Source organism: Streptomyces sp. NPDC006197 (genome assembly GCF_040613865.1).
In the GTDB taxonomy this organism is placed as follows: Bacteria; Actinomycetota; Actinomycetes; order Streptomycetales; family Streptomycetaceae; genus Streptomyces.
Map to the genome: position 1 here is coordinate 1 of NZ_JBEXSZ010000118.1, position 26,684 is coordinate 26,684.

General features: G+C 73.3%; 20 protein-coding genes. 13 read left to right on the plus strand and 7 right to left on the minus strand.

Annotated features, from left to right (window positions below; genetic code table 11):
- Positions 1–110: 110 nt before the first annotated feature.
- A complete protein-coding gene (locus ABZ318_RS29245) occupies positions 111–1,805 on the minus strand; it encodes a PucR family transcriptional regulator ligand-binding domain-containing protein (RefSeq protein WP_356905455.1) in 1,695 nt (564 codons plus the stop codon).
- A 305-nt stretch (positions 1,806–2,110) separates the two neighbouring features.
- On the opposite strand from ABZ318_RS29245, the gene ABZ318_RS29250 reads away from it, so the two are divergent.
- The 5 genes from ABZ318_RS29250 to ABZ318_RS29270 all read left to right on the plus strand — a co-directional run bounded on the left by ABZ318_RS29250 (position 2,111) and on the right by ABZ318_RS29270 (position 8,907).
- On the plus strand, positions 2,111–3,001 hold the full coding sequence (locus tag ABZ318_RS29250) for a xanthine dehydrogenase family protein subunit M (protein ID WP_041131867.1): 891 nt from the start codon (positions 2,111–2,113) through the stop codon (positions 2,999–3,001).
- A gap of 2 nt (positions 3,002–3,003) precedes the next feature.
- Positions 3,004–3,600, plus strand: coding sequence for a (2Fe-2S)-binding protein (locus ABZ318_RS29255; RefSeq protein WP_030692714.1), 597 nt, complete (start codon positions 3,004–3,006; stop codon positions 3,598–3,600).
- 2 nt (positions 3,601–3,602) lie between these two features.
- Positions 3,603–6,002, plus strand: a complete 2,400-nt coding sequence (locus ABZ318_RS29260; protein ID WP_356905456.1) for a molybdopterin cofactor-binding domain-containing protein — start codon at positions 3,603–3,605, stop codon at positions 6,000–6,002.
- A gap of 256 nt (positions 6,003–6,258) precedes the next feature.
- A complete protein-coding gene (locus ABZ318_RS29265; protein WP_356905457.1) occupies positions 6,259–7,731 on the plus strand; it encodes an NCS2 family permease in 1,473 nt (490 codons plus the stop codon).
- A gap of 39 nt (positions 7,732–7,770) precedes the next feature.
- Entirely contained in the window at positions 7,771–8,907 is a 1,137-nt protein-coding gene (locus tag ABZ318_RS29270) for an XdhC/CoxI family protein (RefSeq protein WP_356905458.1), read from the plus strand.
- Positions 8,908–8,938: 31 nt separating this feature from the next.
- Here the strand turns inward: ABZ318_RS29270 and ABZ318_RS29275 are convergent, their stop codons facing one another.
- Positions 8,939–9,844: an NAD(P)-binding domain-containing protein gene (locus ABZ318_RS29275; RefSeq protein ID WP_356905459.1), complete on the minus strand. Its 906-nt coding sequence runs from the start codon at positions 9,842–9,844 to the stop codon at positions 8,939–8,941.
- Positions 9,845–9,919: 75 nt separating this feature from the next.
- On the opposite strand from ABZ318_RS29275, the gene ABZ318_RS29280 reads away from it, so the two are divergent.
- Positions 9,920–13,105: a BTAD domain-containing putative transcriptional regulator gene (locus tag ABZ318_RS29280; RefSeq protein WP_356905460.1), complete on the plus strand. Its 3,186-nt coding sequence runs from the start codon at positions 9,920–9,922 to the stop codon at positions 13,103–13,105.
- Positions 13,106–13,274: 169 nt separating this feature from the next.
- Positions 13,275–15,446, plus strand: a complete 2,172-nt coding sequence (locus ABZ318_RS29285; protein WP_356905461.1) for a discoidin domain-containing protein — start codon at positions 13,275–13,277, stop codon at positions 15,444–15,446.
- Positions 15,447–15,479: 33 nt separating this feature from the next.
- Here ABZ318_RS29285 and ABZ318_RS29290 read toward each other — a convergent pair whose 3' ends face one another.
- Positions 15,480–16,892, minus strand: a complete 1,413-nt coding sequence (locus tag ABZ318_RS29290; protein ID WP_356905462.1) for an ROK family transcriptional regulator — start codon at positions 16,890–16,892, stop codon at positions 15,480–15,482.
- Positions 16,893–17,093: 201 nt separating this feature from the next.
- On the opposite strand from ABZ318_RS29290, the gene ABZ318_RS29295 reads away from it, so the two are divergent.
- The 4 genes from ABZ318_RS29295 to ABZ318_RS29310 are packed head-to-tail and all read left to right on the plus strand — an operon-like array spanning position 17,094 to position 21,672.
- On the plus strand, positions 17,094–18,407 hold the full coding sequence (locus ABZ318_RS29295; protein ID WP_356905463.1) for an extracellular solute-binding protein: 1,314 nt from the start codon (positions 17,094–17,096) through the stop codon (positions 18,405–18,407).
- A 13-nt stretch (positions 18,408–18,420) separates the two neighbouring features.
- The gene (locus ABZ318_RS29300) at positions 18,421–19,428 is read left to right on the plus strand and encodes a sugar ABC transporter permease (RefSeq protein ID WP_356905464.1); all 1,008 of its coding nucleotides are present in this window, start codon (positions 18,421–18,423) and stop codon (positions 19,426–19,428) included.
- 19 nt (positions 19,429–19,447) lie between these two features.
- The gene (locus ABZ318_RS29305; protein ID WP_356905472.1) at positions 19,448–20,287 is read left to right on the plus strand and encodes a carbohydrate ABC transporter permease; all 840 of its coding nucleotides are present in this window, start codon (positions 19,448–19,450) and stop codon (positions 20,285–20,287) included.
- Positions 20,288–20,313: 26 nt separating this feature from the next.
- Positions 20,314–21,672: a GH1 family beta-glucosidase gene (locus ABZ318_RS29310; protein WP_356905465.1), complete on the plus strand. Its 1,359-nt coding sequence runs from the start codon at positions 20,314–20,316 to the stop codon at positions 21,670–21,672.
- Positions 21,673–21,936: 264 nt separating this feature from the next.
- Here the strand turns inward: ABZ318_RS29310 and ABZ318_RS29315 are convergent, their stop codons facing one another.
- On the minus strand, positions 21,937–22,542 hold the full coding sequence (locus ABZ318_RS29315) for a TetR/AcrR family transcriptional regulator (protein WP_356905466.1): 606 nt from the start codon (positions 22,540–22,542) through the stop codon (positions 21,937–21,939).
- 115 nt (positions 22,543–22,657) lie between these two features.
- On the opposite strand from ABZ318_RS29315, the gene ABZ318_RS29320 reads away from it, so the two are divergent.
- Entirely contained in the window at positions 22,658–23,809 is a 1,152-nt protein-coding gene (locus ABZ318_RS29320; RefSeq protein ID WP_356905467.1) for an acyl-CoA dehydrogenase family protein, read from the plus strand.
- Between the two features lie 79 nt (positions 23,810–23,888).
- Here ABZ318_RS29320 and ABZ318_RS29325 read toward each other — a convergent pair whose 3' ends face one another.
- A complete protein-coding gene (locus ABZ318_RS29325; protein WP_356905468.1) occupies positions 23,889–25,169 on the minus strand; it encodes an MFS transporter in 1,281 nt (426 codons plus the stop codon).
- Between the two features lie 56 nt (positions 25,170–25,225).
- Between ABZ318_RS29325 and ABZ318_RS29330 the strand changes: the two genes are divergently transcribed.
- A complete protein-coding gene (locus tag ABZ318_RS29330; protein WP_356905469.1) occupies positions 25,226–25,798 on the plus strand; it encodes a CGNR zinc finger domain-containing protein in 573 nt (190 codons plus the stop codon).
- On the opposite strand, the gene ABZ318_RS29335 is transcribed toward ABZ318_RS29330, so the two are convergent.
- Positions 25,769–26,392 (minus strand): ankyrin repeat domain-containing protein, encoded by a 624-nt coding sequence (locus tag ABZ318_RS29335; RefSeq protein ID WP_356905470.1) that lies wholly within the window; start codon positions 26,390–26,392, stop codon positions 25,769–25,771. The genes ABZ318_RS29330 and ABZ318_RS29335 overlap by 30 nt on opposite strands.
- Before the next feature lie 37 nt (positions 26,393–26,429).
- Positions 26,430–26,684, minus strand: a 255-nt coding sequence (locus ABZ318_RS29340) for a heme-binding protein (protein WP_356905471.1), incomplete at its 5' end; no start/stop codon positions are given.

Sequence of the window (26,684 nt, forward strand, 5' to 3'; positions counted from 1 at the left end):
GTCGAGGCACGACCCGGACTCCTGTCGATGGCAGACCTCCCGGCCCGCGCGCTCGCCGGGCCGGTCGGCAAGACACCCCCCGCATCCGGTCCGGTTCACCCGGACGGGCGTCAGCTCATCCGCAGCGCCAGGAAGAAGTCGAGCTTGTCCTCCAGGCGGGAGAGGTCACGGCCGGTGAGCTGCTCGATCCGGCCCACCCGGTAGCGCAGCGTGTTCACGTGCAGGTGGAGGCGGGTCGCGCAGCGGGTCCAGGAGCCGTCGCAGTCCAGGAAGGCCTCCAGGGTCGGGATGAGCTCCGCCCGGTGCCGGCGGTCGTAGTCGCGCAGCGGGTCCAGGAGGCGGGCCGTGAAGGCCCGGCGGACGTCGTCCGGGACGAACGGCAGCAGCAGGACGTGCGAGGCCAGCTCGTGGTGCCCGGCGGCGCAGACCCGGCCCGGGCGGGCGGCGGCCACCCGGCGGGCGTGCCGGGCCTCCTCCAGGGCCCCGCGCAGGCCCTCCGCCGAGTGCACGGCGGCGCTGACGCCCAGCGTGAGGCGCCCGTCGCCGTCGAGGCCCGCGGAGAGCGGCGCGCGTACGGAGGCGAGCAGCGCGTCCGCGTGGAGGCCGAGGGCGGGGGCCGGGCCCTCGTCCTCGCTGTCCGGCAGCGGGCCCGCGGCCAGCGGGACCAGGGCGATCGCCTCGTCGCCGCTGTGCGCGACCGCGATCCGGTCGGCCGACTCGGCGCCGATGGCCGTCGGGTCGACGAGGACCTCCTCCAGGAGCGACTGGGCGACCGGTCCGCTGTCCAGGGGGGCCTGACCGGCCTCCTGGTCCCACTCCACGCGGGCGACGACCACCTGCCAGTGCGGGGCCGTGCCGAGCCCGGGCAGCAGCACCGGGGCGGCGACCCGCAGACGGGCCGCGATCTCGGCGGGCGCGGCACCCGTCTGCACCAGCTCCAGGACCTCCTGGGCGAGCCGGCGCCGCACCGTACGGGCCGCGTCGCGCCGGTCCCGCTCGACGGCGATCAGCTGGGTGACGCCCTGGAGCAGGTCGAGCCGGGCGGCGGGCCAGTCGCCGGCGTCCGCCTCGACGGCCAGCAGCCAGTCCGACAGGACCGTCTCGCGCACGTCCCGGGAGGCGGGCGCGGCGCCCCGGCCGGTGTTGCGGATCGGGAAGAGGGAGTACGCCGTTCCGGCGACGCTCAGCCGGTGCGGACCGCGCCGGCCGGTGCGGGTGGCGGCCAGGTGCTCGCCGGCCAGGGTGGCGGCGAGCCCGGCGTCCAGGGGCTCGCCCGCGCCCGCGATCTGGCGGCCGGTGGGGGAGAGGACCCAGGCCCGCAGGTCCAGGTCGGAGCCGAGAAGATCGAGGACGACCTCGGGTCCGCCGCCCGCCGGTCCGGAGGTCATGAGCCGCCGGTGGCGGTCGACGACGGCCGCCAGGTCACCGGCCCGCTCGCCGGAGACCTGTCGAACAACATGCTCGGTGATCGTCGCGAACGCAACGGACTCGTTCACTGCGAACAGCGGCAGCCGGTGGCGCAAACACGCCTCCACGAGATCGTCGGGGATGTCGCCGAGCTCGGCCTCGCCCGCCGCGAGGGCCGCCACCCCGGCCGAGGCCAGGATCCGGACGAAGGGCTCGGCGTCGGCCGGGTCCGTCCGCCAGGCGAGGCCGGTCAGCACCAGCTCGCCGCCGGACAGGTACCGGCTGGGGTCCTTGAGGTCCGTCGTCATGACGCCTCGGACGGTCCGGTCCAGCTCGTCCTCGCCACCGAGCAGGCGCAGCCCGAGCGCGTCGTTCTCCAGCAGTGCGCGCAGCCGCATCGTGTCGCCGCCGTTCCTTCGTTCGGTGATGGTGGTGTCGCGTTGTCGACGGTGGCGCGGTGCCACCGTTTCCAGGGGGAAACGGAGAGGTTTCTGTTCTCCATCGTTCGTTCGAATCTACAAGACGACGACGGGCACCAGCCAACTCCTTCATGTTTTCGGTGACTGCACCCCGGGCGACAGTGGCTTGTGTACTAGGCCACACACCGCGTGAACAGCACATGAACACGACGTCGAGGGCCGGCCGTCCCCCCGGACCCACTAGCTCGACCCCCGATCACCAGAATCACTAGAAGAGAGCCACCATGGACTTCCTTCGCCCCGCCAGCTGGGAGGAGGCGCTCGCCGCCAAGGCCGAGCACCCCACGGCCGTGCCCATCGCCGGTGGTACCGACGTCATGGTCGAGATCAACTTCGACCACCGACGCCCCGAGTACCTCCTGGACCTGAACCGTATCGAGCTGCTGCGCGAGTGGGAGGTCGGCGAGGAGAACGTGCGCCTCGGCGCCTCCGTTCCGTACACGCAGATCATGGAGAACCTGCGCGCAGAGCTCCCGGGTCTGGCACTGGCCTCGCACACGGTCGCCTCCCCGCAGATCCGCAACCGCGGCGGCGTCGGCGGCAACCTCGGCACCGCGTCGCCCGCCGGCGACGCCCACCCGGCCCTGCTCGCCGCGGGCGCCGAGGTCGAGGTCGAGTCGGTGCGCGGCAACCGCTTCATCCCGATCGACGAGTTCTACACGGGCGTGAAGCGCAACGCGCTCCAGCCCGACGAGCTCATCAAGACCGTCCACATCAAGAAGGCGGACGGCCCCCAGCAGTACTCCAAGGTCGGCACCCGCAACGCGATGGTCATCGCCGTCTGCGCCTTCGGCCTGGCCCTGCACCCGGAGACCCGGACCGTGCGCACCGGCATCGGCTCCGCCGCGCCGACCCCGATCCGCGCCAAGGAGGCCGAGGCCTTCCTGAACGCGGCTCTGGAAGAGGGCGGTTTCTGGGACAACGGCAAGATCATCACCCCCTCGATCGCGAAGCAGTTCGCCGACCTCTGCTCGGCCGCCGCCAACCCGATCGACGACGTCCGCGGCACCGCCAAGTACCGGCGCCACGCCGTCGGCATCATGGCTCGCCGCCAGCTCGGCTGGACCTGGGAGCAGTACCGCGGCGCCGGCCGCACGCTTGAGGGAGCTGCATAACCATGCGCGTCAATTTCACGGTCAACGGTCGTCCGCAGGAAGCCGACGACGTCTGGGAGGGCGAGTCCCTCCTCTACGTTCTGCGTGAGCGCCTGGGTCTGCCCGGCTCCAAGAACGCGTGCGAGCAGGGCGAGTGCGGCTCCTGCACGGTCCGCCTCGACGGCGTGCCGGTGTGTTCGTGCCTGGTCGCCGCCGGTCAGGTCGAGGGCCGCGAGGTCGTCACCGTCGAGGGCCTGGCGGAGTACGCCAAGGAGCGCGAGGCGCACGGCGGTTGCGCGAGCGGTGCCTGCGGCACCTCGGTCGACGCCGCCAAGAAGTGGGAGGCGAAGCCCGCCCAGGACTCGCAGACCGGCGAGGGTGTCGAACTCTCCCCGATCCAGCAGGCGTTCATCGACGCCGGCGCCGTCCAGTGCGGTTTCTGCACCCCCGGTCTGCTCGTCGCGGCCGACGAGATGCTGGAGCGCAACCCGTCCCCGACGGACGCGGACATCCGCGAGGCGCTCTCCGGCAACCTCTGCCGCTGCACCGGTTACGAGAAGATCCTCGACGCGGTCCGCCTCGCGGCCGCTCGCCAGGAGCGTCAGGGAGAGGCGGTCTGACGATGGCTCAGAACACACGCACCGTTCCGGCGGGTACGCCCACCGAGGTCACCCAGAAGCACGTCAAGGGCGGCGTCGGCGAGTCCACCCTCCGCCCCGACGGCACCCTCAAGGTCACCGGCGAGTACGCCTACTCCTCGGACATGTGGCACGAGGACATGCTGTGGGGCCAGATCCTGCGCTCCACCGTCGCGCACGCCGAGATCGTGTCCATCGACACCTCCGAGGCCCTCACGATGGACGGCGTCTACGCCGTCCTGACCCACGAGGACCTGCCGGCCGCGAAGAACTACGGCATGGAGTTCCAGGACACCCCGGTCCTCGCCTACGGCAAGGTCCGTCACCACGGTGAGCCGGTCGCCCTCGTGGCCGCCGACCACCCGGAGACCGCCCGCCGCGCCGCCGCGAAGATCAAGGTCGAGTACCGCGAACTGCCCGTCATCACCGACGAGGCCTCGGCGCTCGCCCCGGACGCGATCCTCGTCCACGAGAACCGCGACGACCACCACTCCGGTCACGTCCCGCACCCCAACATCGTGCACCGCCAGCCGATCATCCGCGGCAACGCCGACGAGGCCGCCAAGCGCGCCGACGTCATCGTCAAGGGCGAGTACACCTTCGGCATGCAGGACCAGGCCTTCCTCGGCCCCGAGTCCGGCCTCGCCGTGCCGGCCGAGGACGGCGGCGTCGACCTGTACGTCGCCACCCAGTGGCTGCACTCGGACCTCAAGCAGATCGCCCCCTGCCTCGGCCTGCCCGAGGAGAAGGTCCGGATGACCATGGCCGGTGTCGGCGGCGCCTTCGGCGGCCGCGAGGACATCTCCATGCAGATCCTCGCCTCCATCCTCGCGCTGCGCACCGGCAAGCCGGTCAAGATGGTCTACAACCGGTACGAGTCCTTCTTCGGGCACGTCCACCGGCACCCGGCGAAGCTCTACTACGAGCACGGCGCCACCAAGGACGGCAAGCTCACGCACATGAAGTGCAAGATCGTGCTCGACGGCGGCGCGTACGCGTCGTCCACGGCCTCGGTCGTCGGCAACGCCTCCTCCCTCTCGGTCGGCCCGTACGTCATCGACGACGTCGAGATCGAGGCGATCGGCCTCTACACCAACAACCCGCCCTGCGGCGCCATGCGCGGCTTCGGCGCGGTCCAGGCCTGCTTCGCCTACGAGGCGCAGATGGACAAGCTCGCGGCCAAGCTGGGCATGGACCCGGTGGAGCTGCGCCAGCTCAACGCCATGGAGCAGGGCACGATCATGCCGACCGGCCAGGTCGTGGACTCGCCGGCCCCGGTCGCCGAGCTGCTGCGCCGGGTCAAGGCCCGTCCGATGCCGCCGGAGCGCCAGTGGGAGACCGCCGGCGAGGGCGCGGACGTCCGCGCGCTGCCGGGCGGCCTGTCCAACACCTCGCACGGCGAGGGTGTCGTGCGGGGTGTCGGCTACGCCGTCGGCATCAAGAACGTCGGCTTCTCCGAGGGCTTCGACGACTACTCGACCGCCAGGATCCGCATGGAGGTCATCAACGGCGAGGCCGTCGCCACGGTCCACACCGCCGCGGCGGAGGTCGGCCAGGGCGGTATCACCATCCACGCCCAGATCGCCCGCACGGAGCTCGGCGTCCAGCAGGTCACCATCCTCCCCGCCGACACCCAGGTGGGCTCGGCCGGTTCGACCTCCGCGGGCCGCCAGACGTACATGACCGGCGGCGCCATCAAGAACTCCTGCGGGATCGTCCGCGAGAAGGTCCTGGAGATCGGCCGGCGCAAGTTCGGCTCGTACCACCCGGCCTGGGCCAACGCCGAGCTCCTCCTGGAGGGCGGCAAGGTCGTCACCGACGGCGGCGAGGCCCTCGCGAGCATCGCGGACGTCCTGGAGGACCAGGTCGTGGAGGTCGAGGAGGAGTGGCGCCACCGGCCCACCCAGGCCTTCGACCTCGTCACCGGCCAGGGCGACGGCCACGTCCAGTACGCCTTCGCCGCGCACCGCGCGGTCGTGGAGGTGGACACCGAGCTCGGTCTCGTGAAGGTGATCGAGCTGGCCTGCGCGCAGGACGTCGGCAAGGCGGTCAACCCGCTCTCCGTGGTCGGCCAGATCCAGGGTGGCACCACCCAGGGCCTGGGCGTCGCGGTGATGGAGGAGATCATCGTCGACCCGAAGACCGCGAAGGTGCGCAACCCCTCCTTCACGGACTACCTGATCCCGACCATCCTCGACACGCCGACCATCCCGGTCGACTACCTCGAGCTGGCCGACCCCAACGCGCCGTACGGCGTCCGGGGCATCGGAGAGGCCCCGACCCTGTCGTCCACCCCGGCCGTCCTCGCGGCGATCCGGGCGGCGACGGGCCTGGAGCTCAACAAGACGCCGGTCCGCCCCGAGGCGCTCACCGGCACCCTGTAGGACTCTCCGGGCGGTGCGTGCCTCCCCGGAACGTCACACTTCCACCGCCCGCACCGCCCGGAGCACTCCCTCTCGGGAAACCCGCATCACCGCAGTACCGCTTCACCCGCAGTACCCACGCTTCACGGCATCACCCGTTCGTCTCGGGCCGTCCCCCGGGTCGTGCAGCCAACGAAATATCCCAAATCCCGCAGCTTCACCGTCAGAGCTTCGAAGTCTGATGCGGGTGCCCCTTTGAACCTTGGGAGTAGGCCCCATGACCCAGTCGTCTGTGGAGCCCAAGACCGCCTCTGAGGACGCGGGCTCCGGCTCCAACGTCCCCGCCGGCCGTTCTTGGCTCGACCGGTACTTTCACATCTCGGAGAGAGGATCCACCGTCGCGACGGAGATCCGCGGCGGCGTCACCACCTTCATGGCGATGGCGTACATTCTCCTGCTCAACCCGATCCTCCTCGGTGGTCCGGACGTCGAGAAGCACGTCCTCGCCACCTCCGCCGTCATCACGGCGACCGCCTTCGCGGCGGCGGTGACCACCCTGCTGATGGGCTTCGTCGGCAAGGTCCCGCTCGTCCTCGCGGCGGGGCTCAGCGTCTCCGGTGTGCTGGCGACCCAGGTCGTGCCCCAGATGACCTGGCCTCAGGCCATGGGCATGTGCGTCGTCTACGGCGTGGTGATCTGCCTCCTGGTGGTCACCGGTCTCCGTGAGATGATCATGAACGCGATCCCGTTGCCGCTCAAGCACGGCATCACCATCGGCATCGGTCTCTTCATCGCGCTGATCGGCTTCAACAAGGCCGGCTTCGTGGGCGCCGGCCCGCAGTTCGGCCCGCCCATCACCCTCGGCGCCGGCGGCGAGCTCGTCGGCTGGCCGGTGCTGATCTTCGCGGTCACCCTGCTCGCGATCTTCGCGCTCCAGGCCCGCAAGATCCCGGGCGCGATCCTCATCGGCATCGTCGCCGGCACCGTCATCTCGCTGATCGTCAACGCGGTCGCCGACGTCCCGGCCAAGGGCCCGGGCGCCTGGGCCAACGGCGCCCCGGAGCTCAAGGGCAGCGCGGTCTCCAGCCCGGACTTCTCGCTCTTCGGCGACGTCTCCTTCGGCGGCTGGGGCGACGTCGGCTACATCACCGTCGGCGTCATCGTCTTCACCCTCGTCCTCGCCGGCTTCTTCGACGCGATGGCCACCATCATCGGCGTCGGCACCGAGGCCAACCTCGCCGACGACAAGGGCCGGATGCCCGGCCTGTCCAAGGCGCTGTTCATCGACGGCGCGGGCGGCGCGATCGGCGGCGTCACCGGCGCCTCCGGCCAGACCGTCTTCGTGGAGTCCGCCACCGGCGTCGGCGAGGGAGCCCGCACAGGCTTCTCCTCGGTGATCACCGGCCTGTTCTTCGCGGCCGCCATCTTCTTCACCCCGATCACCCAGATCGTGCCCCGTGAGGTCGGCTCCGCCGCCCTGGTCGTCATCGGCGCGATGATGATGATGAACGCCAAGCACGTGAACTGGGGCGACAGCTCCGTCGCGATCCCGGTCTTCCTGACCGTCGTCCTGATGCCGTTCACCTACAGCATCACCCCGGGCGTCGCGGCCGGCGTCATCGCCTACACCGTGATCAAGGTGGCGCAGGGCAAGGCGCGCGAGGTCGGCGCGTTCATGTGGGCCCTCACCGCGATCTTCATCGTGTTCTTCGCCCTCCACCCGATCGAGGGTTGGCTGGGCGTCAGCTGACGCCCGACCCGCCCTCCGCACACCCCTAAGGAGACCGACATGCTGGACATCGCCGAAGAGCTGCACCGGTGGGTCGAGCAGGGACGTGACTTCGCCGTCGCCACCGTGGTCGCGGTCGGCGGCAGTGCGCCCCGGCAGCCGGGAGCCGCACTCGCCGTCGACGGCGACGGCACGGCGATCGGATCGGTCTCCGGCGGGTGTGTGGAGGGCGCGGTCTACGACCTGTGCGTCCAGGCCCTCGAAGACGGGAAGACCGTCGTCGAGCGCTTCGGCTACAGCGACGAGGACGCCTTCGCGGTCGGTCTGACCTGCGGCGGCATCATCGACATCCTCGTCACCCCGGTCCGCGGCGGGGTCTTCCCCGCCGCGCTGGCCGCCGCCGTCTCGGGGGAGGCGGCGGCCCTGGCAAGGGTCGTGGACGGACCGGCGGACCTGTTGGGGCAGGCCCTCCTGGTCCGTCCCGACGGCTCGTACGAGGGGAAGCTCGGCGGCCACCCCGAGCTGGACCGCACCGCGGCCGCCGAGGCCCGCGCGATGCTCGACGCGGGCCGCACCGGCGCCGTCGAGATCGGCGAGGACGGCAGCCGCTGCGGACAGCCGCTGACCCTCCTGGTCGAGTCCTCCGTCCCCGCCCCCCGCATGATCGTCTTCGGCGCCATCGACTTCGCCGCCGCCCTCGTCCGGGTCGGCAAGTTCCTCGGCTACCACGTCACCGTCTGCGACGCGCGGCCCGTCTTCGCGACGCCGGCCCGCTTCCCCGAGGCCGACGAGATCGTCGTCGACTGGCCCCACCGCTACCTGGAGTCGACCGAGGTCGACGGCCGGACCGTCCTGTGCGTCCTCACGCACGACGCCAAGTTCGACGTGCCGCTCCTCAAGACCGCCCTCAAGCTTCCCGTCGCCTACATCGGCGCGATGGGCTCCCGCCGCACCCACGAGGACCGCAACGAGCGCCTCCGCGGGGTCGGCGTCACCGAACTCGAACTCGCCCGCCTGCGCTCCCCGATCGGCCTCGACCTCGGCGCGCGCACGCCCGAGGAGACCGCCCTCTCGATCGGCGCCGAGATCGTCGCCAACCGCCGGGGCGGCAGCGGGGTCTCCCTCACGGGCGCCCACACCCCGATCCACCACGACGGGACCCGCCGGCCGGACGGACGCATCGGCTCGGTCGCGTAGGCCCGTCCGACGCGCCGGCCGGTGGCGTCGGCTACGCCTTGCCGCGGAAGACCTCGACGAGGCTGGCGTAGCCGGTACCGGCGTACCCCGCGTCGATGGCACGCTCGGTCAGCGCCTGGAGACGGGCCGGCCAGTCGGTGTCGACGCCGGCGGCCGCGCTCTCCCGCACCAGGTACTTCATGGTGGCCAGATGGGTCTCCAGGGCGGCGTCGTCGGCCGGGTAGGCGCCCCGGTCGATCTGGTCCGCGTAGGCGCTGACGAAGCCGGTGACGCTGCCGACCCACTGGTTGGCGAACGGTGCGAAGGCGGCCGCGTCGACGCCGGCCGTGCCCAGCAGCGCGGCTCCGTGCAGGAACGCGTTGAGCGTGCCCCACATGACCCCGAGGAGGGCCACGTCGTACAGCGACGCCAGGCCGGGGTCCTCGCCGAAGAAGGTCGCGCCGCCGAGCCGGAGGAGGGTGTCGCGGTGCTTCTCGAAGGCCGGCCGTGCTCCGCTGAACAGCAGGAAGGCCTCCGGGCGGCCGATCACCTCGGGGACCGCCATGATGGCGCCGTCCAGGTGGTCGCCCGGCCAGGTCGCGAGGTCGCGTGCCTCGTCGGAGGTGTTCGAGGTCAGGTTGACCAGGCTCCGGCCGGTGAGCTCGGTCCGGTACGGGCCCAGCGTGTCGCGCACCGCCGCCGTGTCGCTGAGACAGACGACGACGAGCGGGCTCGCCCGGAGCGCGTCGGCGACGGACGGCGCGAACACGGCGCCCCGGGCGACCAGTTCGTCCCCCTTGCCGGGCGTACGGTTCCACACCGTGGTCGGGTGGCCCGCGTCGAGAAGGGCGGCGGCGAGGGCCCGGCCCATCAGGCCCAGGCCGATGACGGTCACCGGTTCGCCGGCGACGTCGGTGTGCGGAGTGTCGTGCAGTGTGTCGTGCGGAGTGTTCGTCATGCCACGACTGTGTCCGGGGGAGGTTCCGGTCCGTCTCCGGAAAGGCCACGGAAGGGCTTTGGGTAGGGTTGCGGAGTGCGTTTCGGAGTACTGGGGCCCCTTGAGGTGCGGACGTCGGACGGCAGGCCCGTCCAGGTGCGCGAGACCAGGATCCGAGCCCTGCTCACGGCGCTGCTCGCGCACCGGGGCCGGGTCGTCCCGGTGGACCGGCTCATCGACGCCCTGTGGGGCGACGCGCCCCCCGCGAACGACGTCCGCACCCTGCGGTCCAAGGTGTCGCTCCTGCGCCGCACCCTGGAGGACGCCGAACCGGGAGGCCGCGACCTGATCGAGTCCCGCCCGCCGGGATACCGGCTGCGGGTGGACGACGACGCGGTCGACGCCGGGCGCTTCGAGGCGCTGCTGCGACGCGCGCGGGCGGCCACCGGCGACCCGCGCGCCAGGGCGGGCCTGCTCGGCGAGGCGACGGGCCTCTGGCGGGGGACGGCCGCCTTCGCGGACCACGCCGACGACGCGTTCGTACGCCCCGAGGCACGGCGCCTCGAAGAGCTGCGGCTCGCGGCGTTCGAGGAGTCCGCCGAGACGCGGCTCGCGCTCGGCGAGCACACCGCGCTCGCGGGCGAGCTGGGCGAACTCGTCGCCGCGCACCCGCTGCGCGAAAGGCTGCGGTCCGCGCACGTACGCGCCCTGTACCTGGCGGGCCGGCAGAGCGAGGCCCTGGCGAGCCTCGCCGACCTGCGCGACCGGTTGCGCGACGACCTCGGCATCGACCCCGGCCGCGAGCTGACGGAGCTGCACCAGGCGATCCTGCGACAGGACCCGGCCCTCACCCCCGCCGCCACCGCCCCACCACGCGGCAACCTGCCCGCCCCGCTGACGGAACTGATCGGCCGCACCGAGGAGCTCCGGCGCATCGGCGCGATGCTGGCGTCCGCGCGACTGGTGACGCTGACCGGCGCCGGAGGCGTCGGCAAGACGAGGCTCGCCCTGGAGGCGGCCGCGCGCCACGCAGGCGAACTCCGCGACGGGGCCTGGCTGGTGGAACTCTCGACGGCACGGACCGCCACCGAGGCGCACGAGGCCGTCGCCGCGGTGCTCGGCCTGCGGGACGACCCGCACGCCCCCGCCCGCCCGCTGCCCGGCCGGATCGCCGAAGCCCTCGCCGACCGGGACGTCCTGCTCGTACTCGACAACTGCGAGCACCTCGTCGAGCCGGTCGCCGACCTCGTCCAGCACCTCCTGCGCGCCGCCCCGGCCCTGCGCGTCCTGACCACCAGCCAGGAGCCGCTGGCCGTCGCGGGCGAACGCCTCTGGCCCGTCGCGCCGCTGGACCTGCCGGGGCCGGACCTCGACCGGCTGGAGGAGTCGGACGCGGTGCGGCTCTTCCTCGCCCGCGCCGCCGCCGTCTCACCCGACTTCCGGCTCCGCGCGGGCGACGCCCGGGCCGTCGCCACGATCTGCCGCAGGCTGGACGGCATCCCGCTCGCCCTCGAGATGGCCGCCGCCCGGGTCCGCGCCCTGCCCGTGGCCGAACTCGCCGCCCGGCTCGACGACCGCTTCCGGGTCCTCACCGCGCCCCTGCGCGCCGTCCCGGCCCGCCAGCGCACCCTGCGCGCCGCCATCGACTGGAGCTGGGAGCTGCTCGGCGAGCCGGAACGGACCGTGCTGCGCCGCCTGGCCGTGTGCGCCGACGGCTGCACCCTGGAAGCCGCCGAGGCGGTCTGCGCCGGGGGGACGGTCGGCCGCGCCGACGTCCTCGACCTGCTCGGACGGCTCGTCGACCGCTCGATGGTCGTCCGGCGCGGCGGCCGCTACCGGCTGCTCGAATCGATCGGGGCGTACGGCGCGGAGCGCCTGGCCGAGGCGGAGGACGACGACGGCGGGCGTACGCGAGACCGTCACCTCGCCCACTACGCCGCCGTCGCGGAACACGCCGACGCCCGGCTCCGGGGCCCCGACCAGCGCCTGTGGCTGGAACGGCTGGAGGCCGAGGCCGCCAACCTCCGCGCCGCCCTCGCCCACGCGGTGGACCGGGGAGCCGCGGACACGGCGCTCCGACTCGTCGACGCCCTGGCCTGGTTCTGGTACCTGCGCGGCCGGTTCGCCGAAGCCCGGCGCTCGTTCGACCTCGCCCTGTCGGCCGGCGGCGACCCCGGGCGGCGGGCGGCCGTCGAAGCCTGGCGGACCGGCATGTCGCTGCTCCTGCTCGACCCGCCCGTGAGCGGCGGCCAGGAAGCCCCGAGCCTCCACGACGCCCTCGACGATCCGGCCGGACCGGCCCGGGCGCGATGGTTCGTCGCGCTCGGCACGGTCGGCTTCGGCGACCCGGCCACCCCTCGCGACCTCGCGGACCGGGCGCAGGCGGGCTTCGCGGCCGCGGGGGACCGGTGGGGCCTCGCGGCGGCGCTGTCCGTCCGTGCCGAAGCCTTTCTCTACCAGGGTCTTCACGACCGGGCGCGCGCGGACGCCCGGCGGGCGAGGGGGCTCTTCCAGGAACTCGGCGACGCCTGGGGCCGGTTGCACACCGCGTACGTCCTCGGGGATCTGGCCGAGACGACGGGCGACTACGGCACGGCCGGACGCCTGCGCGGGGAGGGCCACCGGATCGCGAGCGACCTCGAGCTGTGGAACGACGCCTCCAAGATGCTGGCCCGGCTCGGCCGCACCGCCCTGCTCACGGGCGATCTCGACCGGGCACGGGAACTCCACGAACGGGCCAGGCGGCTGGCCGCGCACCACGGCTATGTGCGCGGTGAGGAATTCGCCGAGGTCGGTCTGGGGCTCGTGGCCCGGCGCCAGGGCCGGCTGGACGACGCCGAGACCCATCTGTACGCCTGGCTCGACTGGTGCCGCAGGTGGGAGGGGGACCACGGAGCGGCCTTCATCCTGGCGGAACTGGGATTCGTCGCCGAACAGCGCGGAGACGCCGGCTCCGCCCGGACGCTCCACCTGGAAGGGCTCGACCACGCCCGCCGCACCGGCGACCCGCGGGCCGTGGCCCTCGCCTTCGAGGGGCTCGCCGGAGTCGAGGCCCTCGAAGGGGCCCACCGGCGGGCCGCCGGTCTCCTGGGCGCGGCCGCCGCTGCCCGTGACAGCGTCCGGGCGCCCCTGCCCGAGGCCGAACGCGGCGACGTCGAGCGCATCAGCCGCGTCGTCCGCGCCGGGCTCACCCCGGAGGCGTACGACCGCGCGTTCGAGCAGGGAGCGACCGACCCCGCCCTGGTGGGGCCCTCGCCTTCCCGGACCGTGGACCCCGGGTAGGGCCTCTCCCGGCGCGCCGGTCTCCCCGCCGATTGCTCGACCCTTAATGCAAGCCAAAAGAAAAGCCGTGTCGGACGGCTTGACCGCCACGCGGGCCAACCGCCAGCATCTGCTGCGGAGAGCGCGCTCCCTTTCCCCAACTCCCCCTCGTCCACGAGGAGATCGAGCCATGCCCGCAGTCGGCACCCGCCCCGCGCCACCCCCACGTCCCCGGCCCCGCGCCACCGCCGCCGTCCTCGTCACCGCGCTCCTCGCCGGTCTCCTCGCGCTGGTCGCCGCACCGCCCGCCACGGCCGCCCCCGCCCTGCTCTCGCAGGGCAGGCCCGCCACCGCGTCCAGCCAGGAGAACGGCGGCACTCCCGCCGGTGCCGCCGTCGACGGCGACCCCGGAACCCGCTGGTCCAGCGCCTTCGCCGATCCGCAGTGGATCCAGGTGGACCTGGGCGCCCCGGCCTCGCTCAGCAGGGTCGACCTGCGCTGGGAGACCGCCTCCGCCAAGGCGTACCGCATCGAGCTCTCCGGCAACGGCGCCGACTGGACGACCGCGTACAGCACGGCGAACGGCCCCGGCGGCAACGAGTCCCTGCCCGTCACCGGCACCGCCCGCTACGTCCGCGTGTACGGCACCCAGCGCGCCACCGGATGGGGCTACTCCCTCTGGGAGTTCCAGGTCTACGGGGACGGCGGGACCACTCTGCCCGGCGGCGGCGACCTCGGGCCCAACGTGCACGTCTTCGACCCGTCCACGCCCGGCCTCCAGGCCACGCTGGACGAGGTCTTCCAGCAGCAGGAGTCGGCCCAGTTCGGCAGCGGCCGGCACGCCTTCCTCCTCAAGCCCGGCGCCTACAACGGCCTCAACGCCCAGATCGGCTTCTACACCCAGATCGCCGGCCTCGGACTGCGCCCCGACGACACCACCGTCAACGGCGACGTGACCGTCGACGCGGGCTGGTTCGACGGCAACGCCACCCAGAACTTCTGGCGCGGCGCCGAGGGCCTCGCCCTCAACCCGGTGAACGGCACCGACCGTTGGGCCGTCGCCCAGGCCTCCTCCTTCCGCCGCATGCACGTCAAGGGCGGCCTCAACCTCGCCCCCAGCGGCTACGGCTGGGCCAGCGGCGGCTACATCGCCGACTCGAAGATCGACGGTCAGGTCGGCAACTACTCGCAGCAGCAGTGGTACACCCGCGACAGCTCGATCGGCGGCTGGTCCAACAGCGTCTGGAACCAGGTCTTCTCCGGCACCGAGGGCGCACCCGCGCAGGCCTTCCCCGAGCCGAAGTACACCACCCTCGACACCACGCCGATCTCCCGCGAGAAGCCCTACCTGATCTGGGAGGACGGCCAGTACAAGGTCTTCTCCCCGGCCAAGCGGACCAACGCCCGCGGCACCACCTGGGCGAACGGCACCCCGCAGGGCGAGAAGATCCCGCTGAGCCGGTTCTACGTCGTCAAGCCCGGCACCACCGCCGCCACCGTCAATCAGGCGCTCGACCAGGGGCTGCACCTGCTGTTCACGCCCGGCGTCTACCACGTCGACCGGACGATCACCGTGAACCGCCCCGGCACGATCGTCCTCGGCCTCGGACTGGCCACGATCGTCCCGGACAACGGCGTCACCGCGATGCGCGTCGCCGACGTCGACGGCGTCCGCCTCGCCGGCTTCCTGATCGACGCGGGCCAGGTCGCCTCGCCGAGCCTCCTGGAGGTGGGGCCGCAGAACGCCTCCGCCGACCACGCCGCCGACCCCACCACCGTCCAGGACGTCTACTTCCGCGTCGGCGGCGCCGGTCCCGGAAAGGCGACCGTCGCCCTGGCGGTCAACAACGACGACACGATCGTCGACCACACCTGGGTCTGGCGCGCCGACCACGGCGAGGGCGTCGGCTGGGAGACCAACCGCGCCGACTACGGCGTCCGCGTGTACGGCGACGACGTCCTCGCCACCGGACTCTTCGTCGAGCACTTCAACAAGTACGACGTCGAGTGGTTCGGCGAGCGCGGCCGCACGATCTTCTTCCAGAACGAGAAGGCGTACGACGCCCCGAACCAGGCCGCCGTCCAGGACGGGCCCCACAAGGGCTACGCCGCCTACCGCGTCGACGACTCCGTGACCACCCACGAGGGCTGGGGGCTCGGCAGCTACTGCTACTACAACGTGGACCCGACGATCCGTCAGGACCACGGCTTCCGGGCCCCGGTGCGGCCCGGCGTGAGGTTCCACGACCTGCTCGTCGTCTCGCTCGGCGGCAACGGCCAGTACGAGCACGTCATCAACGACACCGGCGCCCCGACCTCGGGCACCGCCACCGTGCCGTCCACCGTGGTCGCGTACCCGTGACCCCCGTGAGGTGAGGCGGGGGGCGGCGCACGCTCAGTGCGCCGCCCTCTCCCGTACGGTCGACGCCCATGCCGGCTGCTCCTCGGCCGGCTCCGCCTCGGCCCGCCGCCCGCCCCGGGCGAAGAAGTCCGCGAGCGGCAGGATCGCCGCGCCGACCGTCACCGCGTCCGGGCCCAGGGTGCCCATGGCGATGCCGACCCGCGCCGCCGGGTACTTCAGGGCGTACTCGGCGGCGTACCCCTTCACCGTCTCCAGGAAGCGGGCGCCGAGCTGGAGGCCCGCCCAGCCGCCGACGAGGATGCGCTCGGGCTGGAAGAGGTTGATCAGATCGGCGAAGCCGGCACCCAGGTACTCGGCGGTCTCCTCCAGGACTTCGAGGGCCGTCGCGTCGGGCTCGCGGACTCCGGCGACGTCCGAGGCCGCCGTCTCCGGGGCCCTCGTCTCCGGCGTCGCCGTCTCCGGTGCCGCCGCCTCCGACGCAGCCGGGTGCGCCGCCCCCCGCGCCCCCGCCTCCGGGTACGCCGCCGCCAGCATCGCCGTCAGGGCCGTCTCCTCGTCCGCGCCCGCCGGAGGCCGCCCGCCCGCCTCCCGCCAGCGTTCGAGCAGGGCCTCCGCGCCCGCGTACGCCTCCAGGCAGCCACGGGCGCCGCAGCGGCAGCGGCGGCCCCGGACCCGTACCGTCAGATGGCCCCATTCGAGCGCCCGGCCCGGCCCCATCGGGTCGGTGACCACGCAGGCGCCGACGCCCGAGCCGAAGAGCACGACCACGGCGCTGCGCGCCCCCCGGCCGGCGCCGAACCACATCTCGGCCTGGCCGAGGGTCTTGGCGCCGTTGTCGATCCAGTACGGCACCGAGGCCGGCAGGTCCACGCTCGCGCGCAGCAGCCGCTCCAGCGGGACGGCGTCCCAGCCGATGGTCTGGCCGTGCACCACCGCGCCCTCCTCGGCGGTGCGGGCGACGATGCCGGGCACGCCGACGCCGACGCCGAGCAGCCGCTCGGCGGGGACGCCCGCGGCCCTGAGCACCTCCGCGATGCCGGCCCGCACGTGGTCGACGACGACCCCGACCTCGTACCGGTCGTGCGGGTTCGGCCTCTCGACCGCCAAGGGGCGCTCGGTGCGGGCGAGTTCGGTGAGGGTGAGGTCGAACAGCTCGATCCGGACCCGGGTCTCGCCGACGTCCACGCCGATCATGCAGCCGCTGCCGGGGGTGATCCGCAGCAGGGTGCGGGGGCGCCCGCCGGCCGAGTCGACGCTGCCCGCCTCCTCGACGAGGCCCTCCGCGACGAGCTCCGCGACCACGTTGCTGATGGAGCCGGAGCTCAGTCCGGTGGCCGGGCCCAGGGAGAAGCGGCTCATGGGGCCGTCGAAGTACAGGCGCTGGAGGACGGCGGTGCGGTTCTCGCGTCGCAGGTCACGCACGGTGCGGCCGTTCCGCATGGTCACTTGGGCCCCCTGGTGAAGTAGTCCTGACCGCAACATACCGCTGCCGGGACCCTTGACGCGACCTTCTCTTGAGGTTTAACTCACGTCCTGAAATAAGCCGGGGAGGGGCCGTCGGAGCCTTCACCTCCTGAACGCGGGACACGACCGCCGACCCCGCCCTCCCCAGCTCCCCGCCACTCCCCGAAAGGGTCATGAGGAGCCATGCGCACAATCAGAGCCGCGGCCGCCGGTGCCGTCACCCTCTCCCTCGTCCTCACCGCCGCGGCCTGCGGAGGCGGCTCCCCGGCCGACGGCTCCGGCTCCGGCGGCAAGACCCTCACCTACTGGGCCTCCAACCAGGGCGCGAGCCTGGAGGTCGACAAGAAGGTCCTCCAGCCCGAACTCGACCGCTTCGAGAAGGAGACCGGCATCGAGGTCAAGCTGGAGGTCGTCCCCTGGTCCGACCTGCTCAACCGGATCATGACCGCCGCCACCTCCGGGCAGGGCCCCGACGTCCTCAACATCGGCAACACCTGGAGCGCCTCCCTCCAGTCCACCGGCGCCCTGCTGCCCTGGGACGCCGAGAACTTCGAGGCCATCGGCGGCAAGGACCGCTTCGTCGACTCCGCCCTCGGCTCCACCGGCGCCCCCGGCCGGGACCCGGCCGCCGTCCCGCTCTACTCCATGGCCTACGCGCTCTACTACAACAAGAAGATGTTCGAGGACGCCGGCATAGCGAAGCCGCCGGCCACCTGGGACGAGCTGATCGCCGACGGAAAGAAGCTCAGCAAGGACGGGAAGTCCGCCATCGGCGTCGAAGGCGGCAACCTCGCCGAGAACATCCACCAGGTCTTCGTCCTCGGCAAGCAGCACGGCGCCGACTTCTTCACCCCCGACGGCAAGGCCGACTTCACCTCCGACGGCGCCGTCGCCGCCGTCAAGCAGTACGTCGACCTCATGGCCGCCCACAAGATCGTCGCCCCCGGCAACGCCGAGTACGCCCAGAACCAGTCCCTCGCCGACTTCGCCAAGGGCCGCACCGCCATGGTCCTCTGGCAGACCCCCGGCACCACCTTCGAGGCCCAGGGCATGGGCCCCGACGAGTGGGGCGTCGCCCCCGCCCCCGTACCCTCCGGCACCCCCGGCCAGGGCACGGGGACCAACTCCATGGTCGCCGGCATCAACCTCGCCGTCTTCAAGAACACGAAGAACCGCGAAGGCGCCCTGAAGTTCGTGAAGTTCATGACCGGCGACACCGAGCAGAAGACGCTCAACCACGCCTACGGCTCCATCCCCCCGGTCAAGAGCGCCCAGCAGGACCCCGCCTTCGCCACCCCCGCCGTCACCGTCCTCAAGCAGACCCTCGCCACCAGCGCCGCCGCCCTGCCGCAGGTCCCCGAGGAGTCCCAGTTCGAGACCGTCGTCGGCACCGCCGTCAAGGAACTCTTCGCCGACGCCGCCGCCGGCCGCCCGGTCACCACCGAGTCCGTACGCGCCAAGCTCGACAAGGCCCAGCAGCAGATGCCCAAGAAGTGAGCCGGACGCCACCATGACCACCACCGCCATCGAGAAGCCCCACGGGCGGACCGGGCAGCGGCACACCCCCGGGGCGGCCCCGCGCCGGCGCCGCCCCGGGCGGCTCCGTGCCCGCGGCCTGCCCTACCTGCTGCTCCTCCCGGCCCTCCTCCTCGAACTCCTCGTCCACCTCGTGCCGATGCTCATCGGCATCGTGATGAGCTTCAAGGAGCTCACCCAGTTCTTCATCCGCGACTGGACGGCCGCCCCCTGGGCCGGACTCGACAACTACGCGGTCTCGGTCGACTTCGACGCCCCCGTCGGCGAAGCGCTCCTGAAGTCGTTCCTCACGACCTGCCTCTTCACCCTCTGCTCCGTCGGCCTGTGCTGGCTCCTCGGCACCGCCGCCGCCCTCTTCATGCAGGAGACCTTCCGCGGCCGCGGCCTCCTGCGCGCCCTCTTCCTCGTCCCGTACGCCCTGCCGGTCTACGCGGCGGTCATCACCTGGGCGTTCATGTTCCAGCGGGACAACGGCCTGGTGAACCACGTCCTCCACGACCAGCTCGGCATCGGCGACGGCCCCGCCTTCTGGCTCATCGGCGACAACGCCTTCGTCACCCTGCTCGTCGTCTCCGTCTGGAAGGGCTGGCCCTTCGCCTTCCTCGTCCTGATGGCCGGACTCCAGAACATCCCCCGGGAGGTCTACGAGGCCGCCGCCCTCGACGGCGCGGGCATGTGGAAGCAGATCCGCCACATCACCCTGCCGTCCCTGCGGCCGGTCAACCAGGTCCTCGTCCTCGTCCTGTTCCTGTGGACCTTCAACGACTTCAACACCCCCTTCGTCCTCTTCGGCAAGGCGGCCCCCGAATCCGCCGACCTGGTCTCCCTGCACATCTACCAGTCCTCGTTCCAGACCTGGAACTTCGGCGCGGGCTCGGCGATGTCGGTCCTGCTCCTGCTGTTCCTGCTCGCCGTCACGGGGACCTACCTGCTGCTCACCGCCCGCGGCCCCCGGGAGAGGAAGGCCGCCGGTGGCCGCTGACAAGAAGCCCCGCTCGCCCATGGCCGCGCCCCGCTCCTTCCTCTGGAGCCGGCGGATCTTCCTGACCCTGCTCACCGGCTTCGTCCTGCTGCCGGTGTACGTGATGGTCTCCAGCTCCCTCAAACCGCTCGCGGACGTCTCGGGGAAGTTCCAGTGGATCCCCTCCGGGCTCACCCTCCGCCCGTACCTCGACATCTGGGAGACCGTCCCGCTCGCCGACTACTTCGTGAACTCCCTGGTCGTCGCGGGCACGGCCACCGTCTGCTCCCTGGTCGTCGCGGTCTTCGCCGCCTACGCCGTCAGCCGCTACGCCTTCCGCGGCAAGCGCGTCTTCACCGTGACGGTGCTCTCCACCCAGATGTTCCCCGGCATCCTCTTCCTGCTGCCGCTCTTCCTCCTCTACGTCAACATCGGCAACGCCACCGGCATCGCGCTCTTCGGCTCGCGCGGCGGCCTGATCCTCACCTACCTGACCTTCTCGCTGCCGTTCTCCATCTGGATGCTCATCGGCTACTTCGACGCCGTCCCGCGCGACCTCGACGAGGCCGCCAAGGTCGACGGCTGCGGCCCGCTCGGCGCCCTCCTCCGGGTCGTCGTCCCCGCCGCGGTCCCCGGCATCGTCGCCGTCGGCGTCTACGCCTTCATGACGGCCTGGGGCGAGGTCCTCTTCGCCTCCGTCATGACGACCGACACCACCCGCACCCTCGCCGTCGGCCTCCAGGGCTACGCCACCCAGAACGACGTCTACTGGAACCAGGTGATGGCCGCCTCCCTCGTGGTGAGCGTCCCCGTCGTCGCGGGGTTCCTGCTCCTCCAGCGCTACCTCGTCACCGGCCTCACCGCGGGCGCGGTCAAGTGACGACCCCCCGGCCCGAAAGGACTCCCGTGCCAGAACCGCTCGACCTCGCCGCCTTCCCGGCCTCCTTCGCCTGGGGCACCGCCACCTCCGCGTACCAGATCGAGGGCGCCGTCGCCGAGGACGGCCGCGCCCCCTCCATCTGGGACACCTTCTGCCGCGTCCCCGGCGCGATCGACCACGGCGACCACGGCGACACCGCCTGCGACCACTACCACCGCTGGCCCGAGGACATCGCCCTCATGAAGGGCCTCGGCACCGACGCCTACCGGCTCTCCGTCGCCTGGCCGCGCGTCGTCCCCGGCGGCGACGGGCCCGTCAACGAGGCCGGGCTCGACTTCTACGACCGGCTCGTCGACGGCCTCCTCGACGCCGGGATCACCCCCTCCGTCACGCTCTACCACTGGGACCTGCCGCAGGCCCTCCAGGACCGCGGCGGCTGGACCGTCCGCGAGACGGCCGAACACCTCGCCGCCTACGCCGGCGTCGTCGCGGAGCGCCTCGGCGACCGCGTCACCCGGTGGGCCACCCTCAACGAACCGCTCTGCTCCGCCTGGATCGGCCACCTGGAGGGCCGGATGGCACCGGGCCTCACCGACCTCACGGCCGCCGTCCGCGCCTCGTACCACCTGCTCCTCGGCCACGGCCTCGCCACCGCCGCCGTCCGCGCCGCCGCCCCCGGCGCCCGGATCGGCCTGGTCACCAACCACTCCACCGTCGCGCCCGCGAGCACCCGCCCCGAGGACGTCGCCGCCGCCGCCCGCATGGACGGCCACACCAACCGCTGGTGGCTCGACCCGGTCTTCGGCCGCGGCTTCCCCACCGACATGCGCGAGCTGTACGGCGTCGAACTCCCGGAGCAGCAGGGCGACATGGAGGCCATCGCCGCCCCGCTCGACTGGCACGGGCTGAACTACTACTTCCCGGTCACCGTCGCCGACGACCCGACGGGCCCCGTCCCGTACGCCCGCGAGGTCCGCCTCCCCGACGTGCCCCGCACCGGCATGGACTGGCAGATCGACGCGGACGGCCTGGAGGCCTTCTTGCTGCGGCTCACCGAGGACTACGGCGCGCGCAGGCTGTACGTCACCGAGAACGGCTCGGCCTTCCCCGACACCACGGGCCCCGACGGCGAGGTCCACGACCCGGAGCGCACCCGCTACCTGGAGGAGCACCTCGCCGCCTGCGCCCGCGCCCTGCGCAAGGGCGTCCCGCTCGCCGGGTACTACGCCTGGTCCCTGCTCGACAACTTCGAGTGGGCCTACGGCTACGACAAGCGCTTCGGGCTCGTCCACGTCGACTACGCGACCCAGCGCCGCACCGTGAAAACGAGCGGGCGGCGGTACGCGGAGCTCGTCGCCGCCCATCGCGCGCTGCACGCCCGGTAGCGCCCACGGCGCCGGGCGGCGGTACGGCGAAAGCCCATCGCCGCCCACCGCGCGCTGCATGCCGGGTAGCGCCCGTGGCGCCGGGCGGCGGTACGCGAAGCCCATCGCGCGCCCATCGCGCGCCCGGTGGTGCCCCGCAGCGCCCGGAACCGGGCGCGGGGCCGGCCGCCCGCACGAGCCCGCTCGGACGCGCCGGGGCCCCGGCCGTCCCCGCCCCCGGCCCCGTCCTTCCGAGGACGGGGCCGGGGGCGCGTGACGCGGAGCTCAGGCCTTCCGGAGGCCGCTGAGCAGCAGCTCGGCCAGCTGCTCGTAGGCCTCGGCGTCGGCGAGACCGGTCGCCGCGGCCACCTGGCGCCGCTGGATGCGGACCATCACCGAGGAGATGACGTCGGCCGCGAAGGTCACGTGCACCTCGCGGAACACGCCGGCCCGCACGCCCTCCTCGATGAGCTGCTGCACCCGGCCCGCCGCCGCCCGGGTGTTCCGCTCGTACACCTCCGCCGCCGGCTCGAAGGCCGCCACGTCGTCGAAGAACTGCGGCGAGACGGGCGCCAGCTCGGCCGAGACCGCCCGCAGATAGGCGGCCAGCCGCTCGGACGGATCCGCCGCGGCGGCGAGCACCGCCTCGACCCGGGCCGTGGCGCGCCGGAAGAAGTGCACGACCGCCGCCCGGACCAGCTGCTCCTTGCTGCCGGCCAGGCCGTACAGGGTCCGCTTCGAGCAGCGCAGCCGCGCGGCGAGGTCGTCGAGCGTCAGCCGGGCGAAGCCCTCGCCGACGAGGAGGGCGACGAGCTCCTCGAAGAGGGCGGAGCGGCGCGCCGCTCCGCGGCCCGTCAGCTGGGGGGCGTCGGCGGCGGAGGTCTCGATCACCCCGCCAGTATTCCAGGCCGCCGTTCCGGGGGATTACGTCGGCACCCTTCTGCGCTACGCTAACCGGTACTGCAGTACCTCCCCCAGTACCACTTTGCGCGCCGCTGGAGTCGCCATGGATGTCGACCGCCTGCTTCCCACCCCCGAGGCAGCGGACCTCATCGCCCTCACCCGGGAGATCGCCGACAAGGAGCTCTCTCCCCGGGTGGACGAGCACGAGGCCGCCGAGACCTATCCCGAAGGGCTCTTCGCCACCCTCGGCGAGGCCGGACTCCTCGGCCTCCCGTACCCCGAGGAGTACGGCGGCGGAGGCCAGCCCTACGAGGTCTACCTCCAGGTCCTGGAGGAGCTCGCCGCACGCTGGGCCGCCGTCGGCGTCGCCACCAGCGTCCACACCCTCGCCTGCCACCCCCTCCACGCCTTCGGCACCCCGGAGCAGAAGGAGCGCTGGCTCCCCGCGATGCTGGAGGGCCGGAGCGTCGGCGGCTACAGCCTCTCCGAGCCGCAGGCCGGCTCCGACGCCGCCGCCCTCACCTGCAAGGCCGAGCGCCAGGACGACGGCAGCGGCTACCGCGTCACCGGCACCAAGGCCTGGATCACCCACGGCGGCAAGGCCGGCTTCTACGCCCTCTTCGCCCGCACCGCCCCCGGCAGCCGCGGCGTCTCCTGCTTCCTCGCCCCCGGCGCCACCGAGGGCCTGAGCTTCGGCGCCCCCGAGCGCAAGATGGGCCTCCAGGCCGTGCCGACGACGGCCGCGTACTGGGACGGAGCCCTCATCGAGGAGGACCGGCGCATCGGGGACGAGGGCCAGGGCCTCCAGATCGCCTTCAGCGCCCTCGACAGCGGCCGCCTCGGCATCGCCGCCTGCGCCACCGGCCTCGCCCAGGCCGCGCTGGACGCCGCCGTGGCGTACGCCAACGAGCGCACCACCTTCGGCCGCCGGATCGTCGACCACCAGGGCCTCGGCTTCCTCCTCGCCGACATGGCCGCCGCCGTCGACGCGGCCCGCGCCACCTACCTGGACGCGGCCCGCCGCCGCGACCTCGGCCGCCCCTTCAGCCGTCAGGCCAGCGCGGCCAAGCTCATCGCCACCGACACGGCGATGAAGGTCACCACGGACGCCGTCCAGGTCTTCGGCGGCTACGGCTACACCCGCGACTTCCCGGTCGAGCGCTACATGCGCGAGGCGAAGATCATGCAGATCTTCGAAGGCACGAACCAGATCCAGCGGCTCGTCATCAGCCGGGGACTCGCCCAGCCGGCGTGATCCCCGACTCCGTCCGCCCCCGGCCGCACCAGACCGCCGGGGGCGGACGCGTGCCGCCTCTCCGGCCCGGGCGGTACGGTCACCGCCTGTCCCCGACCGCCGCGAGCAGGGCCGTGGCCGTCGCCGCCGTCAGGGCGGCCGGGAGCGACCGCGCCGCCAGGGGGCCGGCGGCCGCGGCTCCCAGGGCGAAGCCGGTGATCTTGAGGCTGGCTCCGGTGGTGAAGATCTGACCGCGCAGATGCTCCGGGGACTCCCGGTGCCGGACCGCGAACAGGGCGGTGAGCTGGGGGCCTTCGCCGAGGCCCGCGAGGAGGAAGCCGGCCACCAGGGCCGCGGGCCCGCCCGTCAGGGCGAGGGCGGGGGCCGCGGCCTGGACCAGCGCCCCGGCCCGTACGAGCGTGTCGGGGGAGAGGGCGAGCGGGAACCGGGCGAGCAGGGCGTTGGCCGCGAGGGCGGAGACCGCCGTGCAGGACAGCAGCACCGCCCCGTGGCCGGCCCCGCCGAGGATTCGCTCGCCCAGGAGCGGGACGCAGGCCGTCAGCATGCCCTGGGCGACACAGGAGACGACCGAGGTACGGGTCGCCCGGGCGAGACGGGGGTTCCCGAGCACGGCTCGTGTCCCGGAAGCCAGGACGCGGACCACCGACGACGGCCGCACGCGCCGGGCCGGGGCGGTCGACGCGCCCCGAGCCCGAGTAGTCGGTGCCTCCTGTGTCCAAGCGGGCTGTACGTCCGGGGTCTGCGCGGGTCGTGAGTACCGGGCCCGAGTGGGCCCCGCGTCTCGGGGCCCCGCGGGGTGTCCGGCCCCGTCCCGCTCCCGTGCGGGGAGGGCCCATGCCGCGGGTGCCGCCGCGGTGACGAGGGTCGCCGCGAGGATCACGGCCGTCGGTGCCCCCAGCACCTCCGCCGCCCCGCCCGCGAGGGCCGGTCCCGCCAGGGCCGCCGCGCCGAAGGTCATCGTGTCCAGCGCGTTCGCCCGGGGCAGCCGGTCGCCCGCCACCCGGGGCAGCTGGGCGGACCACCCTCCCGAGAGGGCCGGGCCGAGCAGACCCGTGAGGACCGCCGTCGCCACGGTGACGGCGAACGGCAGCCGACCGAGCCCCGCGAGGACGAGCACCAGGCCCGCCGCGTACAGGACGAGCGCTCCGGCGAGCAGACGGCCCGGGCGCGCGGCCCCGTCCAGGAACGCCCCGAGCACGGGACCGCCGAGCGCGGCGGAGACGCTGACGCCCGCGAGCAGCGCCGACGCCTCGCCGGTGGATCCGGCCAGCGCGAAGCCGGCGAGGAGCAGCGCCGGTCCGGCCGCCTCGTCCCCGACGCGGGCCACCAGCGCCCCGGTCAGACAGGTGAGGGTCCGCATCCGCAGGACAGTACGGAGGTAACTCAAAACTCCACAAGTTGCGTTACATTCCAGAAGTGTCCGATGACGACTGGTCCACCCGTCACTCCGTCCTGACCACGGCCCGCCGCACCGCCGCCCTCGTCAACGTGCTCGCCGACGACCGGCCCGACCCGGGCGAGGTCGCCGCCGTGCTCCTGGCGTACGGGGAGACGGGCCCCCTCGCCCTCGGCCCCCACGAGGTCGCCGAGATGCGCGGAGCCGCCGCCCTGCTGCGGGAGGTCTTCGCGGCCGCGACCGCCGACGAGGCCGCCGCCGTGCTGAACCGGCTCCTGCAGGAGCACACCGGTCCGCTCCGGCTGACCTCGCACGGCGGTACCGCCCCCTGGCACGCGCACATCGACCGGGACGACGACGCGCCCTGGGCCGAGTGGCTGCTCGCCTCGTCCTGCATGGCGCTCGCCGTCCTCGTCTGGGACCGACAGCGCCCGCCCGGCAGGACCTGCGCGTCCGGCAGCTGCCGGAACGTCTTCGTGGCGCAGGGCAGCGGGCCGGAACGCCGCTACTGCTCCCGCCGTTGCGCCACCCGCGAGCGCGTCGCGGCCCACCGGGGCCGGCACTCAGGCGGCCCCGTGGAGGAGCCCGCGTGAGACGGCCGCTCCGAGGAGGGCCGCGATCCCGGTGAGGCCGTGGCGTTCGGCGTGGTGGAGCGCCGTGCGGCCGTACGGGTCGGGGAGTTCGGGGTCGGCGCCCGCCGAGAGGAGCAGGGCGACGACCTTCTGGTGCGAGCCGCCGCCGTCGCCGAGGATCACGGCCTCCAGGAGCGCCGTCCAGCCGAGCCGGTTGACGTGGTCGACGTCGATCGCGGTCTCGTGGAGCACGGCGCGGACGTACGGCACGTGGCCGCGTTCCGCGGCGGGGATGAGGGCGGTGCCGCCGTAGCGGTTGGTCAGCTTCAGGTCGGGGCCCGCCGGGAGCAGGGCCCGCATCATGGCGACGCTGCCCGTGACGCCGGTGACCAGCCACGGGCTGTCGGACCGGTCGTCCTGCGCGTTCGGGTCGGCGCCCGCGGCGAGGAGCGCCCGTGCGGCGGGGACGTGGTCGCGCAGCGCGGCCCGCAGCAGCGGGGTGCGGCGGTGCCGGTCGCGGACGTCGACACGGGCGCCCGCGTCGAGGGCCGCGCGGACGGCGACGGCGTCACCGCGTGCCGCGGCCGCCAGAAGGGTGTGGTCGAGCGCGTTCATGGCGGGTTTCCTCGGACGCGGGCGCCTGCCCTGGGGCTTACTTGCCGAGCGAGGCGGCGCCGGCCTGGGCGAACTTCTCGTCGAGGTCGCCGGAGGGGGCGCCGGCGACGCCGATGCCCGCGATCGGGGCGCCCTTGGCGGTGACCGGGGCGCCGCCGGCGAGGAAGAGGGTGCCGGGGATGTCCTTCAGGGTCGGCGCGTTGGTGAGGCGCTTGGCCAGCTCGGAGGTGGGGGCGTTCCAGGAGACGGCGGTGTACGCCTTCTTCACGGCCGACTCGTAGGACTGCGGGCC